Annotated in this window: 14 protein-coding genes; 4 read left to right on the forward strand and 10 right to left on the reverse strand. The window is 65.7% G+C overall.

Translation table 11 applies throughout. The features are described from left to right. Nucleotides 1–105: 105 nt before the first annotated feature. From ACSVIE_RS19890 to ACSVIE_RS19925, 8 genes are all read right to left on the reverse strand, one after another. Nucleotides 106–1,392 (reverse strand): IniB N-terminal domain-containing protein, encoded by a 1,287-nt coding sequence (locus ACSVIE_RS19890; RefSeq protein WP_442424973.1) that lies wholly within the window; start codon nucleotides 1,390–1,392, stop codon nucleotides 106–108. A gap of 126 nt (nucleotides 1,393–1,518) precedes the next feature. Next, a complete protein-coding gene (locus ACSVIE_RS19895; RefSeq protein WP_442424974.1) occupies nucleotides 1,519–3,573 on the reverse strand; it encodes a LuxR C-terminal-related transcriptional regulator in 2,055 nt (684 codons plus the stop codon). Nucleotides 3,574–3,575: 2 nt separating this feature from the next. Further along, on the reverse strand, nucleotides 3,576–5,714 hold the full coding sequence (locus tag ACSVIE_RS19900) for an Hsp70 family protein (protein WP_442424975.1): 2,139 nt from the start codon (nucleotides 5,712–5,714) through the stop codon (nucleotides 3,576–3,578). A gap of 157 nt (nucleotides 5,715–5,871) precedes the next feature. Further along, nucleotides 5,872–6,939 (reverse strand): c-type cytochrome biogenesis protein CcsB, encoded by a 1,068-nt coding sequence (ccsB, locus tag ACSVIE_RS19905; RefSeq protein WP_442424976.1) that lies wholly within the window; start codon nucleotides 6,937–6,939, stop codon nucleotides 5,872–5,874. Next, nucleotides 6,939–8,648, reverse strand: coding sequence for a cytochrome c biogenesis protein ResB (resB, locus tag ACSVIE_RS19910; RefSeq protein ID WP_442424977.1), 1,710 nt, complete (start codon nucleotides 8,646–8,648; stop codon nucleotides 6,939–6,941). The genes ccsB and resB overlap by 1 nt, the downstream gene beginning before the upstream one ends. Next, on the reverse strand, nucleotides 8,648–9,403 hold the full coding sequence (locus ACSVIE_RS19915; protein ID WP_426003903.1) for a cytochrome c biogenesis CcdA family protein: 756 nt from the start codon (nucleotides 9,401–9,403) through the stop codon (nucleotides 8,648–8,650). The genes resB and ACSVIE_RS19915 overlap by 1 nt, the downstream gene beginning before the upstream one ends. 6 nt (nucleotides 9,404–9,409) lie before the next feature. Continuing rightward, complete coding sequence (locus tag ACSVIE_RS19920) at nucleotides 9,410–10,015, reverse strand: TlpA family protein disulfide reductase (RefSeq protein WP_426003904.1); 606 nt, start codon at nucleotides 10,013–10,015, stop codon at nucleotides 9,410–9,412. A gap of 9 nt (nucleotides 10,016–10,024) precedes the next feature. Next, nucleotides 10,025–10,690, reverse strand: a complete 666-nt coding sequence (locus ACSVIE_RS19925; protein WP_426003905.1) for a histidine phosphatase family protein — start codon at nucleotides 10,688–10,690, stop codon at nucleotides 10,025–10,027. Between the two features lie 199 nt (nucleotides 10,691–10,889). On the opposite strand from ACSVIE_RS19925, the gene ACSVIE_RS19930 reads away from it, so the two are divergent. The 3 genes from ACSVIE_RS19930 to ACSVIE_RS19940 all read left to right on the forward strand — a co-directional run bounded on the left by ACSVIE_RS19930 (nucleotide 10,890) and on the right by ACSVIE_RS19940 (nucleotide 13,432). Then, nucleotides 10,890–11,441 carry a YceI family protein gene (locus ACSVIE_RS19930; RefSeq protein WP_426007598.1) on the forward strand — a complete coding sequence of 184 codons (552 nt, stop codon included), beginning with the start codon at nucleotides 10,890–10,892 and terminating at the stop codon, nucleotides 11,439–11,441. A gap of 180 nt (nucleotides 11,442–11,621) precedes the next feature. Then, a complete protein-coding gene (locus ACSVIE_RS19935; protein WP_442424978.1) occupies nucleotides 11,622–12,335 on the forward strand; it encodes a hypothetical protein in 714 nt (237 codons plus the stop codon). Nucleotides 12,336–12,619: 284 nt separating this feature from the next. Continuing rightward, on the forward strand, nucleotides 12,620–13,432 hold the full coding sequence (locus ACSVIE_RS19940; RefSeq protein ID WP_442424979.1) for a hypothetical protein: 813 nt from the start codon (nucleotides 12,620–12,622) through the stop codon (nucleotides 13,430–13,432). A gap of 32 nt (nucleotides 13,433–13,464) precedes the next feature. Here the strand turns inward: ACSVIE_RS19940 and ACSVIE_RS19945 are convergent, their stop codons facing one another. Together ACSVIE_RS19945 and ACSVIE_RS19950 are read right to left on the reverse strand one after the other, a co-directional pair. Continuing rightward, nucleotides 13,465–14,172 carry a redox-sensing transcriptional repressor Rex gene (locus ACSVIE_RS19945; RefSeq protein WP_426003908.1) on the reverse strand — a complete coding sequence of 236 codons (708 nt, stop codon included), beginning with the start codon at nucleotides 14,170–14,172 and terminating at the stop codon, nucleotides 13,465–13,467. Nucleotides 14,173–14,245: 73 nt separating this feature from the next. After that, on the reverse strand, nucleotides 14,246–14,500 hold the full coding sequence (locus tag ACSVIE_RS19950) for a glutaredoxin family protein (RefSeq protein WP_442424980.1): 255 nt from the start codon (nucleotides 14,498–14,500) through the stop codon (nucleotides 14,246–14,248). 100 nt (nucleotides 14,501–14,600) lie between these two features. Here ACSVIE_RS19950 and ACSVIE_RS19955 point away from each other — a divergent pair, with 100 nt between their 5' ends. Beyond that, nucleotides 14,601–15,416: an HAD family hydrolase gene (locus ACSVIE_RS19955; protein WP_426003910.1), complete on the forward strand. Its 816-nt coding sequence runs from the start codon at nucleotides 14,601–14,603 to the stop codon at nucleotides 15,414–15,416. Nucleotides 15,417–15,486 lie beyond the last annotated feature (70 nt).

Here is a 15,486-nt window from a genome sequence, read left to right on the forward strand (position 1 = left end):
CCGGTTGGTGGGGGCCACGAAGTGCCCGGCAGGGGATGGATCACCTGCCGGGCACTGCCGGGGCCTTAGCGTTTAGAGGGCGCTACGCCTGATGGAACTGCACTGTTAGTCGATCTCCACCTCGTTCTTGGCGATGACGTTTGAATGGTCGATGTCGTTGTATTCGACGTCGAGTTCGTTGTCGGCCACCACCACGTTGTCCTCCACGTTGGTGTATTCCACGTCGATGTCGTCGATCGTGACCGAGTTGTCTTCCTTGTACTCCAGTTCGTTGTCCTGGACCACGATGGAGTCGTTGATGACCTGGACGTCGTCCACTTCCACGTTGGTGGAGTGGTCGTCCCGGTAATCGACCGTGACCTCGTTGTCCTTGATGATCGTGGAGTCCTCGATGTTGGTGTACTCCACGTCCACGTCGCCAACTTCCAGGTTGTTGGAGTGGTCGTCGTTGTACGAGTCCTCGTTGTAGGAGTCCGTGTTGTGGATGTTCGTGTGCGAGTTGTCCGTGTGCGTCGAGTGGTCGTCGTTGAACGAATCCTCGATGTCCACGTCCAGGTCAAGGTCCACATCGGTGTTGTAGGAGTCCTTGGTGACCGAGTTGTCCTCGTACGTGTTTCCAATGGAGATGTCGTTGTTGCCGCGGGCGTCCACCGTGACCGAGTTGTCCTCGGAGTTGTCCACCGAGTTGTCGGTATTGTTCGAATCCCTGACATCGGCGTCGTCGCCGGCAGCTACTGCGCCGTCACCGGAGGCAACCACGGCATCCTGGTTGAAGAGCTGGGTCACGTCTCCGTCGGCCCAGATGTTCTGGTTCACGGATTGGTCGGTGATCGTGTCCCGGTCGTCAATGGTGGTGGTGTACGAGTAGTTGTTGACCACGTGCACCAGCTGCTGGACTGCATGGGCGTGGTCGTCCCAGTCGCCGCCGCCGTGACCGCCGCCATGGCCACCGTCATGATCGTCATCGTGGTCGTCGTGGCCGTCCCAACCGCCGCCGCCGTGACCGCCGTCGTGATCGTCATCATGGTCCCCCCAACCGCCGCCGTGGCCACCATCATGATCGTCATCGTGGTCGTCGTGGCCGTCCCAACCGCCGCCGCCGTGGCCGCCGCCGCCGTAACCGCCGTCGTCGTCATTGTCACGGCCGCCCCAACCACCGGTGGAACCGTGGTTTCCGCCGGTGTTGTATTCGCGGTCGAACGAGGAACGGGCATTGATGGGCGCGTAGTCCAGCACGACCGGCCGGACTGCGTCCACGTCAGCGGAGGAGACGTCCCGGAGCCCTGCGGCAGCCAAGGCGGCTTCCGGGTCCCGGACGAATTCCTCGGCGGCTTCGGGATCGTTGAACAGGCTCATCAGGAACTGCACGAGCTGTTGTGCGAGTGTAGGCATTGGATGCTCCCTCAAATTCTGTGGTTGGTGGTTGCCGCCCGGCGCCTTTGCCGGGCTTGGAACCAACGTATTGAGGTGGGGGTGGGCGGGGCATCGGGTGTGGTCCCCCTACCCGCACCCCGGGCGTTAGGGGATTCGCGGGGGACCAAGAGGGGGTTCAGGGGGATGTTCCCGGTCCGGGTACCCCTCCGCAAGGGCAATCCGGAGCCTGGAGAGCAGTTCGGAACGGCTTTCGGCCCCCAGTCGCCGCCGCATCCGGGCCACATGGTGCTCAGCGGTGCGGTGGGAAATGTAGATCGCCTCCCCGATTTCCCGGTAGGTCTTGCCCTCCAGCAGCAGCCGGGCAACCTCCCGCTCCCGGGCGCTGAGCCCAGCCGCGTCGGCCCGGGTCTCCGGGGGCGGGTCCGTTGCCGCTACCTGTTGCGGTATTCCCGGTGCTGTGCCGCCGGAAGCCGGCGGGTGGATGTCCCGGGCACAGGCGAGCAACTTGACCATATCGCGCCGCTCGTCGGCGTGCGCGGCGGCGTGGCCTGCCAGCCGGGCACCCTCCCAGGGCATCCCGACGGCGGCAAGACCACGGGCCGCTGCCTCGACATCGGAGGCTTCGAAGCGTCCGGCCAGCACGGATACCCAGGCCCGGCCGCCCCTGGCGAGCACTGAAGCCAAGTGGCTGTGCTCCGATGCACGCACCAGGGCTGCAGCATGAGGCGCGAGTCCGGCCGGGTCTTCGGCCAGCAACGCCGCTTCCACCCCTGCCCAGTGCACCGGCACGCCCCACAGCGGCGGGTTGCCAAGGCGTTCCAGGAGTTCCGGGACAGCGGACAGGTAATGCGCTGCTTTGGGCGTCTCCCGCAGGCGCGCCGCCGAGATCATCAGTTCACCCCACGGCAGCAGATTGAACAGGTCCACGGACACGTGCATCATCGCCTCGCGTGCGCGGTCCCAGGCCACCACCAGTTCGTGGACGTCACCGCCACGACGGGCCAGCCCCACGTCCAGGGCAGCATGCAGGAACGCGTCCCTGGGCGGGAGGTTCCACGGGTTCGTTTTGAGGGCCTCGTTGATTGCCAGCCGCGCTTCGTCGGCGTTGTCGCGGTGCATCAGGGACCAGGCCAGGAGCAGGAAGTGCCGGGGTCTTGCCGGGTCGCCGCCTTGCCCGGCCGTCAACGCCGATCTCAGGATGGTTTCAGCAAGCGCGGGCTCGCCGCCGTGCAGCGCGCACAACGCAGCGAGGGCGGCAGGGGTCTCCGGCATGGGAATCACGGTCCCGGCCGCATTCATCATGTCCGAGGCGCGGATGAGGTCCGGCAAACCCAGTTGGGGTTCGGGGCCCAGTGTTTGCCGCAGCCCCTGCCCCGTCAGCGACAAGGAGACCGCCAGCAGGGTCGGTGAGCCGGACATCCGGTTGGCCTCAAGGACGGCTTCGGCCATGGCCAGGTCGCCGGAGCCGGCCATCGCAACGGCAGCCAATGGAGCCGAGGAACCAAGACGTTCTTTGCCCAGCCAGCTGTAGGTATCGGCGCCCCGGGCCAGCATCCCGCGCTGCGACCATACGGACGCGGCCACGTCCACGCCCAGCAGCAGCCCGGGCGGATCCGGCATGGCCAGCAGCCGGTCCACCAGCTGGCCTGCGGTGTCCAGCTCGCCGATCGCCGCCGCGGCCTGGGCGCGTTGTGCGGCCTTGTCCAATTCATCGGCCCCGGCAAGGAGGGCCTCGGCAAACAGGTCAGCTGCCAGCCGCGGGTCCGTATCAACCACGACGGCGGCAGCCCGCTCGAGTTCGGCCGCCACCCTGGCGTCGTGCAAACCACCGCGGGCCAGTTCCCGGGCCAGATCAGTGAACGGCAGTCCGGCGGACAGTACTTTGTCCACCAGCTCCCGTTGAAGGGCGTGCAGATGGGCGTCCGGTGTGCCGGTCAGGAGAGCGTGCTGAACGGTACCCACCACCCGGCCGTCCTCGGAAAGGAGCCCGCTCTCCTTCGCCGTTTCGATGATGACGCCCAGATCCTCCCTCGATTCGAGGGTGGCCGGCAGTGGCCCCGGCAGCGTAAACCCGGCCGACAGTGCCAGCAACAGTTCCCTGACAGATGCCGTGGTGCCGCTCAACCCGGCCGCCAGCATCTGGAGGTCCGGCTGGGTTCCGGCCGCGGTGGAATCGGCTCCGGCGTGCGCCCTGCCCATGCCTACGCTCCGGGGGTCAGCGCGGGATCCGGACCGGGACTGCTTTCAGTGATGGTGGGAGCGGGGTCCGGCACCGGGTCCTGGGTGGCCGGCGGTTCAGGGGCGGGCGCTGGTGGTTCCGTTGCCGGCGGTGTGGTTGGCCCGGTGGGCGGCGGGGTCACAGGGTCCGTGACCACAGGCGGCGTGGTGGGGTCGTTGACCACGGGAGGCGTGGTGGGCACGGTCGGGGTGGTCGGGTCCGGAGTAGGACCGCTTGCGGCTCCGCCTGGCGTTGTGGGAGTGGTCCCGGGATCCGGCGCCGGCGTCCCCGTGCCCGGGGTGGTTCCGCCGGTTCCGTCCGTCGCTGTTCCTCCGGTGCCGGCTCCCGTGCCGGTCCCTGTTCCGGTGCCTGTTCCGCTGCCGGTGCCTGCCCCAGCAGGTCCCGCTGCGCTGCCGGCGCCGGCGCCGGCAGCCGTACCTGTACCGGAGCCCGCGGACCCCGCCCCGGAACCTGAGGTACCTTGCCGGGTAGGGGTTTGGGGCCGGGTGGCGCCCGTCCTCGCCGCTCCGCTGCGCGCGCTGGCCTCCAATCCCGACGCCGGCCGTCCGGTCGCCGGGACCGAATCCGTCCCACCGGCGGGTGCTTGGGCGGCTTGCTGGCCGCCTGCAGGAGTGCCGCCGTCGCGAATGACATCCGCGGCCTGGGCCCCGAATACCGACGCCAGCAACCCGCTTCCGTCCGGACTCTGCGCGGCCGTGGCGGTGGCCACCGTCAGGACCGTGGCGGCCGCCGCAGCCGCGGCGGTCATCTTCACCCGTGACCGCGGCGCGTGCCGTCCGGCAGCCGGGTGGGTCCGGTGGCCCGGGGCGTGCGCCCGGGCAAAAAGGTGCTGCGCGGTGCCCGCCCCCACCGGGAACTCCGATCTCTGTGTTTCCTGTGTTCCGCGGGCCTGTACAGCCGCAGCGACCGGACCAGCCGCCGTCGGGCTTTCCTCCTGACTGGCGGCGGCACCAAGGCCCAGGGCGCCGGCCACCGCTGCCGCCGCACCGAGGCAAATGGAGGACTTGGGATCGGCGTCGACGGCGATCGGCCGGCCCAGCCCTGCCGAGATCAGTTCCGCCACGAGCGGGATGCGCGAGGAGCCGCCGATCAACAGCACGGCACTGAGGTCCTCAGGCGCCAGCCCCATGCGCTCCAGGCTTCCCTCAAGGGCCTCCACGGTGCTGCGGACCGGTGCATCGATCAGGTCCTCGAACTCGGACCGCACAATACGGATGGACTGCTGAGTCCCCGGCAGGGACACGGAGATGGTTGCTTCATTGTCTGCGGAGAGCGCTTCCTTGGCCTCACGGCATTCACGGCGCAGCCTGGACAACCCGGCCAATGTTTCCGGCGCTTCGGGGTCAAGCGCGGCCACTGTCCCGCCCAGGTAATCAACCACATGACGCACAACGGCGGCGTCGAAGTCGGCGCCGCCCAGGGTTTCGATGCCGTCCGGATGGCCAAGAAGCCGGAAATCGCCGGCCGCCACCTTGCGGAGGATCGCGGTGTCGAACGTCCCGCCGCCCAGGTCGTAGACCGCGATCGTGCTGCCATCCTCCACACGCGTCTGGGAAGCGTAGTGCAGGGCGGCGGCCTCGGGTTCGCTGATCAGGGTGACTTCCGGGAGGCCGGCTTGCGCAAGGGCCTCGCGCACCACGGCGGTGCGGTGTCCGCCCCAGGACGCAGGATGGGTCAGGACCAGGGCGGACGCCGGACCACCCTCGCGCTCCTCCGCCCGGTCCACCACCCAGCGGGCCATGTGGGCGAAAACCTCTTCCGGACCCAGCCACGAATCCCCTGCCGCGATGGGTACGGAGTCGCCGATGCGGCGCTTGAACTCGCGCACCATCCGTGCGGGGTCATCAAGGCCCCGGCGCTCGGCGGCCTCGCCCACCAGGACCCGGCCGTCCTCTGCGAAATACACCACCGAGGGCACGGCATTGCTGTGCAGTCCCAGGGGCAGGATGGCAGGCCTTGGAGCGGCACCTGCGGCGGAGGGCTCCGTTGGTCCAACCCGTTCAACGGGCTTCATCAAGGCTGCTGCGGTGAAACTTGTCCCGACGTCAATGGCGAGAACGTAGCTCATGGTTACCTCGAAAAAGAACACGGCATAGCGCATGCGGTCTTCATCACAAGCGGGTTCCCAACAAGTTAGCACTTGCCTTGGGCGCGCAAAAGGCTCAATTACTGAATCGGCCGACGCCGGTCAGGGCGGCATGACGGGCCAGCCTGACCCGGTCCGGACAGAAGCCCTGTTCAGGGCCGGAATGCGCGGCTCAGAGGCCGGAGTAGGAGTGCAGTCCGTTGAAGACCGTGTTCACCAGCGTGAAGTTGATGATGACGCAGGCGTAGCCCACAATGGACAGCCATGCCGCACGGGTTCCGGTCCAACCACGGGTGGCGCGGGCGTGGAGGTAGCCGGCGTAGACCACCCAGATCACGAACGTCCACACTTCCTTGGGGTCCCAGCCCCAGAAACGGCCCCAGGCTTTCTCTGCCCAGATGGCGCCGAACATCAGCGTAAAGGTCCAACCGACGAACGCCACCGTGTTGATCCGGTAGGAGAGGTTCTCCAGGCTGAGCGCGCTGGGCACGAGCCGCATGAAGCCCAGGTTGTCGGCCCGGCCGGCGGCCAGGTTCTTCTGCCGGTAGGACTGCACCAGCTGCAGCGCGGACATGGCGAAAGTCAGCGTGAACAGCGCCGAAGCCAGGACAGCGATCGAAACATGGATGATGAGCCAGTAGCTCTGGAGCGCAGGAACCAGGTGGCCCACGGGGGTCCAGAACGCCACCGAGGCGGCCACCAGCATGATGATGGCCAAGCCAACGATGAACGTGCCCAGGAATCGCAGGTCGCGGCGGATCAAGGCGATCAGGAACACTGCCACAGCCACGAAGGCACCCGTGGTGAGGAACTCGTACATGTTGCCCCAGGGCACACGGCCGGCGCCCAGGGCACGGGTCACCACGCCGGCGCCATGGATCAGCACGCCCAGGACCGTCAGCGCCACACCCACGCGGGCAGGCACGCGGCGCTCGGCCGCGTACTTCATGTCGCCTGCCGCCGTGGATTCCTCCAAGGAGATGCCCGACGCCGGACGCCCGGCCCGGTCAGCCGGCCCGCCGTCGTCGGGAGTTCCGGCTGTTGCACCGGCGCTGCCGGCCGCCACGGCCACCTTCGTGGCAGCCGACGAGGCGGCCGCCTTCAGGTCCACTGCCCGCAGGGTCTTGCTGCTCCTGGCCAGGTCCCACGCAAAGGCAATGAAGGCCACGGTGTACGTTCCGGCCGCGAGCAGCATGAACAGCTCGCTGTACTGGCCCAGGGTTTCGTTGATGACGGGCATTACTGGTCCTTCGAGGTTGTGGAAGAGACTGTATTGGAGGCATTGGTGGTATCGGTGGAAACCTGCCACTCACGGGCAAAGAGCTCCCGCAGTGCTGCGGCTTCACCGGTGAGGCGGTGGTCTTCACCGCGCGCCAGGAGGCCGTACTCCACCATGGTGCGGCCGTCCTGATGGGTTCCGGTGCGGACCCAGACGCGGCGGCGGCCGATGTAGAGCGAAGTCACCAGGCCCGCCACTGCAAGCAAGCCGAAAATCAGGGCATAAAGCTGGCCCGGGTTGTGGTGGATGTCCACGCCCACGTACTTCTTGACCCCGTCAAAGGTGATGCTTCCCTTGCCGTCAGGCAGGTCTTTGGTCATGCCCGGTGCCAGCGTAATGCCCCCGGCTTCCAGGTCCCGCCCGTTGAGTTGCTGGAGCTCGGAGACATCGAGTTCGAAGACGTTCTGCGGCACACCCTTGTCCAGGCCCAGATCCCCGTAGTAGGAGTTCAGGCTCAGCTGCGGGTTGAACAATTCCGGGCTCGCGCTGAAGGACACGCCGTCCTCCGTGACATAGGCCGTGGGCAGGAAGAAGCCCACAAAGCCCAGCTGCTCGGGCCGGCCGTCCGGAACCTTGATCACCACGGACGAGTAGTAGTTGTCACCCTGCAGCTTGGCAACCACCGGGCCCTGGAAGGCAACGTTTCCGCTGCCGTCACGGACCGTCACCACGGGGGCGTAGCCATTACCGGTCAGGTAGACACTGGTACCGCCCAGGCTCACGGGCTCGTTGACCTTGAGGACTTCCTTCTGCTCCGGTGCGTCCGGGGAATCCTTGGTGGTCACATCAGCGGTGAAATCGATGGGCTGGCCGATCTTGCCCGCCGATTCGCGGTCGAACTGTGCCTCGAACTTATCCAGCCGGATGGAGTAGGGCTGCAGCCAGCTGCTCTGGAAGTTGGTGCCTGGAGTGAATTGGTCGTAGCCCACCAGGGTATTGACGAACGTGTCCCCCTCAACCAGGATGCGCTGGCCGCTGTAGCCGAAGAGGCCGCCAATGGCCACGGAGACCAGCACGCCGATCAGGGAGGTGTGGAAGACCAGGTTTCCAACTTCCTTCATGAATCCCCGCTCGGCACCCAGGTTCGGCAGCTCGCCGTCGGCGTCCCTTACCTCAACGCGGTAGCCGCGCTTCCTGAGCAGCCCGGCGGCATCATGGATGGCCTTCGACGCCGGGATCCCGGCGTCGGCGGGCAGCACCAGGGTGCCGTACTCCGGAAGCCGGGACAGGCGCTTGGGCGTGCGGGGCGGCTGCGACTTCATCGCCTTGTAGTGGGCGATCGCACGCGGCGTGACACAGCCGATCAGCGAGATGAACAGCAGGAGGTAGATGGCCGAGAACCACGCCGAAGAATAGACGTCGTACAACTGGAGCGCATCCAGGAGTTCGCCGTAAGACGGATTGTCCTTGATGTACTGCGTCACCACCGACGGGTTGGCAGGCCGCTGCGGGAAGAGCGAACCGGGGACCGCAGCGATGGCAAGGAGAAGCAGCAGGAACAGCGCAGTGCGCATGCTGGTCAGCTGCGTCCAGGCCCAGCGGATCATGCCCTTGACACCGAGCGCGGGCAGGGCGGCGTCGGACTTGGCCTGCTGGAGCTTGTCCCCACCCTCGGACGGGGCTTCGCCGGCGGTTGGCGATTTCTTCTTGGCTTTCACGGACTCGCTCATCAGATCGGCAACTTCACGTCGGTTTGGAACCAGTACTGCAACTCGGTCACCCACATGCCCCACACACCGGTGGCCATCAGGATGCCGAGCAAAACCAAAATGCCTCCGCCGGTCCGCTGGATGGCCAGGCGGTGCTTCCGGAAGAAGGCCATCACACCCATGCCGCGGCGGACCGCCAAGGCGATCAGCAGGAACGGGATGCCCAGGCCAAGGCTGTAGATGAACGCCAGCAGGGCGCCTTTGGCCGCCGACGAACCGCCGGAGAGGCTGAGCAGCTGCACGGCGGAGTAGGTGGGACCGATGCAGGGCGCCCAGCCGAGCCCGAACGTCAGCCCCAGCAGGGGCGCACCCCACAGGCCGGCCGGCGGCTTCGCGTGGATCTTCGCATCGCGCTGCAACCACGAGAACCCACCCATGAACACCACGCCCATCAGAATCACCAAGAGGCCCAGAATCTGGGTGATCCACGCGTTCTGGCGGCCGGTCACGAGTGTCCCCAGCTGGCCGAACGCGCCGCCCAGCAGGACAAAGATCACCGAGAAGCCCAGGACGAACAGGCCGATTCCGGCCAGCATGCGGCCGCGCCGCTGGCGCTGGAGGTCGACGCCGGTCAGTCCTGTCACGTAGCCCAGGTAGCCCGGGACGAGCGGCAGCACACAGGGCGACAGGAACGACACGAGCCCGGCCAGCAGCGCCACGGGCACGGCCAGGAGCAAGGACCCGTTGAGGATCGTCTCGGCGAAGGGACTGTTCATGGTTGGCTACTCGGCTGCCGCGGTGGTGATGAGCGCTTTCAAAGTGCTCTTCTCGATCTCGCCGAGCACGCGAGATGCCACCCTGCCCTCCTTGTCCAGGACCAGCGTGGTGGGCACGGCGCCTGGAGGCACGATCCCGGACACGGAGAGCAACACGGCTCCGTCCTGGTCATTGAAGCTGGGGTAGGTGATGTTGAAGGTCTTGTCGAAAGCTTCTGCCGTGGCTTTCTCGTCCCGGAGGTTCACGCCGAAGAACTGCACGCCCTGGTCCTTGAACTCCTGGTGGAGGGCCTCCAGCTGAGGGGCTTCGACACGGCAGGGCGCACACGCGGCGAACCAGAAATTCAGCACGGTGACTTTGCCGACGATGTCTTCCGGCTTGACGGAGGAGCCGTTGAACAGGGTGCCTTGGAGCTGCACGGGGGCGCTGCGGTCGGCCTTGGCGAACTCGGTCACGGAGCCATCGCCGGCCACGTAGTTCTTGTTGTCGCCGGCGCGTGCCTGGTCGGCCAGGGAGTCCTTTTGGGCACAGGCGGACAGACCCATGGTGAGCCCTGCAAGGAGTACTCCGCCGGCAGACAGGACACCGCGGCGGGAGGGGTTGTTATCCATGATTCGCTTTCACGCTCCGGGGGTGCTGGCGGCACCGGGAAGCAGGACGGCAGCCGGCTCGCTGTAGTCGACGCGGACGATCCTGCCGCGATCATCCAGGACCAGTGACGTCAAGGACGTCAGGGTGCACTCGCGTTTGCGGGGATCATGCGCAAGCCTGCGGCCCTCGGCCGTGAGGCGTGTGGTCCAGATGGGCAACTGGTGGCTGACCATGATGGCCTCTGCCCCGTCTCCCCCTGCTTCGATCGCTGCGAGCCTTGCATCCTCTACCGCGGCCAGCATTCGCGCGGCCTGGTCTTTGTAGGCTTCTCCCCACGATGGCCGCATGGGGTTCCGGAAGTAGAACCAGTGCTTGGGCTTCAGGAATTCACTGCGGGTGGGGTGCAGCCCCTCGAAGTGGTTCTCGGCCTCGATGATGCGGGGCTCGGTGTGGATTTCAAGGCCCAGGGCTTCGGCGGTAGGCATCGCGGTTTCCTGCGCGCGCGTCAGGGGGGACGCCACGAGATGGACGATGTTGGACCCTTGGCGGGCTCGTTCGGCGAAGTGGTTGGCGAGCATGCGGGCCATCTCCCGGCCCCGCTCGGAGAGGTGGAACTCGGGCAGCCGGCCATACAGGACGCCATCGGGATTATGAACCTCGCCATGGCGAAGCAGATGGACAGTTGCTTGGGGCATGTTTACCAGTTTCTCAAAGATACGTAGCGATCTGAAATCTTCTACCGAGAGTAGAACTCAAAAATTTCCCAAAAAGTTCCGTCACGTTGGAATAAAAGATGCATATGCATGTTTATACTGGATACGAACCTCGGTTGACGCTTCAAGTAATCACCCGGGGTAGCACCGGAACCTTCCACTAAGAGGAGCAACAAGCATGATGACCCTTCCCGCCAACGTCACCACCGGCACCTGGACCCTGGACAACTCGCACAGCGAAATCGCCTTCACCGTGCGCCACGCCGGCATCAGCAAGGTCCGTGGCCAGTTCAAGGAAGCCGAGGCAACTCTCGAGGTCGGCGAGACCCTCACCGACTCCAAGGTCACCGCCTCCATCCAGACCGCCAGCTTCGACTCCGGAGACGCCAACCGTGACGGCCACGTCAAGGGCGAGGACTTCTTCGACGTGGAGAAGTTCCCGGAGATCACCTTCGTCTCCCGCCACGTCAAGGCAAACGGCGACGGCTTCGACCTTGTGGGCGATCTCACCATCAAGGGTGTCACGAAGGAAGTCGCCATCGAGACCGAATTCAATGGCGTGGCCGTGGACCCCTTCGGCAACACCCGCGCCGGCGTCTCCGGCGAAACCACCATTAGCCGCAAGGAGTTCGGCCTTACCTGGAACGCCGTCCTCGAGGCCGGCGGCGTGCTGGTCAGCGACAAGGTTGTCATCAATCTCGAACTCGCCTTCATCGCACCGGCTGCTGCCTAAGTTCCCGGCAACCCCTGCCTGAACGGCGCCCCTTTTGGCTTCGGCCCGGGGCGCCGTTCTGCTTTAAGCCGGCTTTGGCTGGCGGCCCTCCCCGGGGCACCGGTCCGGCCCCGCGCAAGTTGCCTCCAGTACCCGCCGGATTGCCTATGTTTACTGCACCCTGCGGTCTAAAGTGATGCCATGAGTACCCCGGATGAAACACCACAGCCACAGCAGCCCGGCGCCCAGCCTCCGCAGCCCGGCAATGTTCCGCCTGCGGGTTACCAGCCCCCGCAGGGCTACCAACCGCCCCAGGGCTACCAGCCCCCGTCCCCGCCCGGCCAGCAACAGCAACCGGGTGCCTACAACCAGCCCGGCCAGCAGGGCGGCGGGTACCAGCAACCTGGCCAGTCCGGCGGCTTCCATTTTGAAATGCCCACGGACGGTCCCAGGAACTTCAACGATGTCCTGCCGCAGGGAGGCTTCTCCGGGCTCTTCAAGACCCAGGGACTTCCCACGGAACTGAAGGTCTCCTACTTCATCTGGGTGATCTCCGGGCTTCTCGGCCTGTTGTTCGGGTTGATCGGATTCTTCGCCCTCATTGCTGCCTTCGCCTTCGCGCCAGGGCTCGCCGCAATCGGCCTGGTTCTGCTCCTCATCAGCCTCGCCGTGGCTGTGGCGCAGGTAATCCTGGCCATGAAAATGAAGGAAGGAAAGGAATGGGCCCGTTTGGCCCTGACCGTCATCGCAGGAATCTCCCTGCTCCTTGCCATCTTCGGTGCGGCCAACCTCGGCGCAGCAGGCTCCGGACTGGGCAGCAACCTGTTCGGCTTCCTCGTCAGCGCCGTGGCCGTCGTCCTCATGTGGCTGCCCAACTCGCAGCTGTGGTTCAAGGCGGTCAAGGGCACCGCCTGAACTATTCGACGGCAGGTGCGCTGCCGCCGTCGTGCATTCATCCGCATGGGTGGTTCGCACCGAAACAGTGCCGGGAGCCGCGGCTGGTCCACTGGACCGGCCGCGGCTTTCATCATCAAGGAGTACGCCCGCGTGATGATTTGCGGTGCTCAGGGGCGAAATCCAGCGTGTGATTCTCCCCCGCGCCGGACCGTGGAGGTACGGTGGAACCAGAACCACGCTGGGGGCAGGGTTTTGCTTTTCCCGGCAGAGGTACCAGCAGTCCACCCAAGCAAAGGAATGCCATGAGCAACCCTCCATACCCGCCGTCCAACCCCGGCGATTCCCAGCCTGAGCAGCAGGGCTCCCAGCCGTCCACTCCCCAGTATGGACAGACGCCCCAGTACGGACAGCAGGCACCGCAGTCCGGACAGCCTTCGGCTCCCCAGTACGGGCAGCAGGCGCCCCAGTATGGGCAACAGGCCCCGCAGTATGGACAGCAATCGCCCCAGTACGGGCAACAGGCTCCGCAGTACGGACAGCAATCGCCGTATGGCCAGCAGCCCTCCCCCTACGGCCAGCAGGCGCCCCAGTACGGCCAGGACACCAACTGGCCCAGCCAGCAGCCCGGGCCCAGCAGTGTTCCCCAGTTGGTCAACACCGCTTTCTGGATGATCATTGCCGCCGGCGTCCTCTCCGCCATCAGCTCCCTGGTCCTGGCCTTCTCCGGCGCGCAGCCGATGATTGACCTGATGGTTGCCGAGGCCGAACGGCAGGGACAGGAATTCCCGCCGGAGGCCTTCGAGGGCATGCAGGGCCTCTTTGCCGTCAGCGGCGTCATCGGAGCCATCATCTCCCTGGGTCTTTACGCACTGGTCGCCTTCCCGGTCCGCAAGGGCAAGAACTGGGCCCGCATCCTGGGCACCGTCTTCGCTGCGATTTCCGTCTTCGGCCTGACCAGCGTGTTTACCCTCGGTCCCACCTACGGCTTCCTCCAGCTGGTGGTGATCCTGCTGGGAGTTGCGGCCATTGTCCTGCTGTACCTGCCGGCGTCGGCTCCGTACTTCCGGAAGCAGCAAGCGTTCGGCAACCCGTACCAGAACCCCTACGGCCGCTAAAGAATCACGCACAGGGCGCGGACCCGGTAAAGCTACACAGCTTGACCCGGTGTCTGCGCCCTTTGTGCGTGGTAAGCCAGGATCTGGAGTTCGGTGGCCATGTCCACCTTGCGGAGATTCACGTGGGGCGGAACCTGGAGGAGGACCGGGGCAAAACTGAGGATGCTGCGGATACCGGCAGCGATGACCCGGTCGCATACCTCCTGCGCCACCGTGGCCGGCAGTGCCAGGACCACCATATTGGTATGGGTGCGTTCCAGGACGCGTTCCAGTTCAGCGGAGTCGCTGACGCGCAGCCACCCAACCTCGTTGCCGATCACCATGGGGTCGGCGTCAAAGATCGCCACCACGTCAAAACCACGGGATTCGAACCCCCCGTACCGCGCCAGCGCCTTGCCCAGGTTTCCGGCGCCGACGATCGCCACTTTCCAGTCATGGGTCAGTCCGAGCGCGGCGGCAATATGGCGGCTCAGGTATTGGACCTCATAGCCCACGCCCCGGGTTCCGTAGGAGCCCACGTAGGACAGGTCCTTCCTGAGCGTCGATGAACTGACGCCGGATGCCTCGGCCAGCGCCTCCGAGGAGACACGCTCCACGCCCTCGGCCAGCAACGAATTGAGCGCGCGCAAATAGAGGGTCATCCGGGCCACGGCCGCGGGCGGGATCTGCTTTGCCGCAGGTTCGTTGTCTCCGGTTGTAGCTCCCGGGGACGGTTCCAGCGCAGTCACGGTGTTCTCCATTGCGTCGCTTGTTGTTCCACTCTATGGCTCATTGCCGGGCTCAACCAAAGCGGCCGCATGCAACCTGACAGGCTCAGGCTTCCATGACTTTCCTGATGGTGCGCTCCAACCGTTGCTCGTCGATCTTCCAGAAGTCGCGCTGCACGCCGTTGACCAAAACCACCGGGATCTCCTCGGCGAACCGGTCGCGGAGGTCGGGGTCGGCGTCGATCCCGCGCTCGGTCCATTCGATCCCCAAGGCGGCCGTAACCCGCCAGACGGCGGCACGCGCCTCAGTGCACAGGTGGCAGTCAGCTTTGGTGAGGAGAACGATGTCGGGAGTAGCCATGACTCCACATTAACCCCGTCTCCTCCCTCACATCCCACCCCCGGTATCGCCTTCTGTGTGCCCTCAGCGCAGGACACCGGCAATTGACTAGACTCGAGGCATGCCCGAGGAGAAGAACGCCGCTGTCGCCGCGACTGCCCGAGCACAGTTGCACACCGGCGAAGCTGCCTTCTTCGACGTCGACAATACGTTGATGAAGGGCGCCAGCCTCTTCCACGTTGCGCGCAAAATGTACGAACGCAAGGCTTTCACGCTGTCACAGGCGGCGGGGTTTGCCTGGAAGCAATTCAAGTTTGTCCTGCGGGGCGAGAACATGGACGATGTCCACGCGGTTCGCGATTCCGCCTTGACGCTCGCGGCAGGGATCACGGTCGATGACATCAAGGCCCTTGGCGAAGAGGTCTACGACGAGATGATCGAGTCCAGGATTTGGCCGGGCACCAAAGCCTTGGCGGAGCAACATCTTCGGGTGGGCCGGCCGGTATGGCTGGTGACGGCAACGCCCATCGAAGTTGCCACGGTCATCTCCACCAGGCTGGGTTTGACCGGCGCTCTGGGAACGGTGGGCGAGATCGAAGGTGGCATGTACACCGGGCGGCTCGTCGGCGACATCCTGCACGGCCCCGCCAAAGCCGTCGCGGTCCAACTGGTGGCTGAGCAGGAAGGTCTGGATCTGGACCACTGCTGGGCTTACAGCGACTCCGCCAACGACATCCCCCTGCTCACCATGGTGGGCCACCCCGTCGTCATTAACCCCGACTCACGCCTGCGCAGGCACGCCCGGGAGAACAACTGGCCTGTATATGACTTCCGTTCAGGTCGCCGGGCGGCAACCCTCGGCCTCAAGGCCGCCACAGTCGGCGGGGCCATCTACGGCTTATGGCGGGGATTCAGCCGCTTCCGCACCCCGCGCTGACCCTCTCTCACCAAAACCCCCACCCACCCCAACCCTCTCTCACCAAAACCCCCTCCTGCGCTGACCCTCT

It is taken from the genome of Paenarthrobacter sp. NCHU4564 (assembly GCF_052156435.1).
Taxonomy (GTDB): domain Bacteria; phylum Actinomycetota; class Actinomycetes; order Actinomycetales; family Micrococcaceae; genus Arthrobacter.

Excerpts from the sequence above, each read along its gene's own strand:
- ACSVIE_RS19890 (WP_442424973.1), bottom strand. The coding sequence starts at position 1,392 with ATGCCTACACTCGCACAACAGCTCGTGCAGTTCCTGATGAGCCTGTTC.
- ACSVIE_RS19895 (WP_442424974.1), bottom strand. The coding sequence starts at position 3,573 with ATGGGCAGGGCGCACGCCGGAGCCGATTCCACCGCGGCCGGAACCCAG.
- ACSVIE_RS19900 (WP_442424975.1), bottom strand. The coding sequence starts at position 5,714 with ATGCGCTATGCCGTGTTCTTTTTCGAGGTAACCATGAGCTACGTTCTC.
- ccsB (WP_442424976.1), bottom strand. The coding sequence starts at position 6,939 with ATGCCCGTCATCAACGAAACCCTGGGCCAGTACAGCGAGCTGTTCATG.
- resB (WP_442424977.1), bottom strand. The coding sequence starts at position 8,648 with ATGAGCGAGTCCGTGAAAGCCAAGAAGAAATCGCCAACCGCCGGCGAA.
- ACSVIE_RS19915 (WP_426003903.1), bottom strand. The coding sequence starts at position 9,403 with ATGAACAGTCCCTTCGCCGAGACGATCCTCAACGGGTCCTTGCTCCTG.
- ACSVIE_RS19920 (WP_426003904.1), bottom strand. The coding sequence starts at position 10,015 with ATGGATAACAACCCCTCCCGCCGCGGTGTCCTGTCTGCCGGCGGAGTA.
- ACSVIE_RS19925 (WP_426003905.1), bottom strand. The coding sequence starts at position 10,690 with ATGCCCCAAGCAACTGTCCATCTGCTTCGCCATGGCGAGGTTCATAAT.
- ACSVIE_RS19930 (WP_426007598.1), top strand. The coding sequence starts at position 10,890 with ATGACCCTTCCCGCCAACGTCACCACCGGCACCTGGACCCTGGACAAC.
- ACSVIE_RS19935 (WP_442424978.1), top strand. The coding sequence starts at position 11,622 with ATGAGTACCCCGGATGAAACACCACAGCCACAGCAGCCCGGCGCCCAG.
- ACSVIE_RS19940 (WP_442424979.1), top strand. The coding sequence starts at position 12,620 with ATGAGCAACCCTCCATACCCGCCGTCCAACCCCGGCGATTCCCAGCCT.
- ACSVIE_RS19945 (WP_426003908.1), bottom strand. The coding sequence starts at position 14,172 with ATGGAGAACACCGTGACTGCGCTGGAACCGTCCCCGGGAGCTACAACC.
- ACSVIE_RS19950 (WP_442424980.1), bottom strand. The coding sequence starts at position 14,500 with ATGGCTACTCCCGACATCGTTCTCCTCACCAAAGCTGACTGCCACCTG.
- ACSVIE_RS19955 (WP_426003910.1), top strand. The coding sequence starts at position 14,601 with ATGCCCGAGGAGAAGAACGCCGCTGTCGCCGCGACTGCCCGAGCACAG.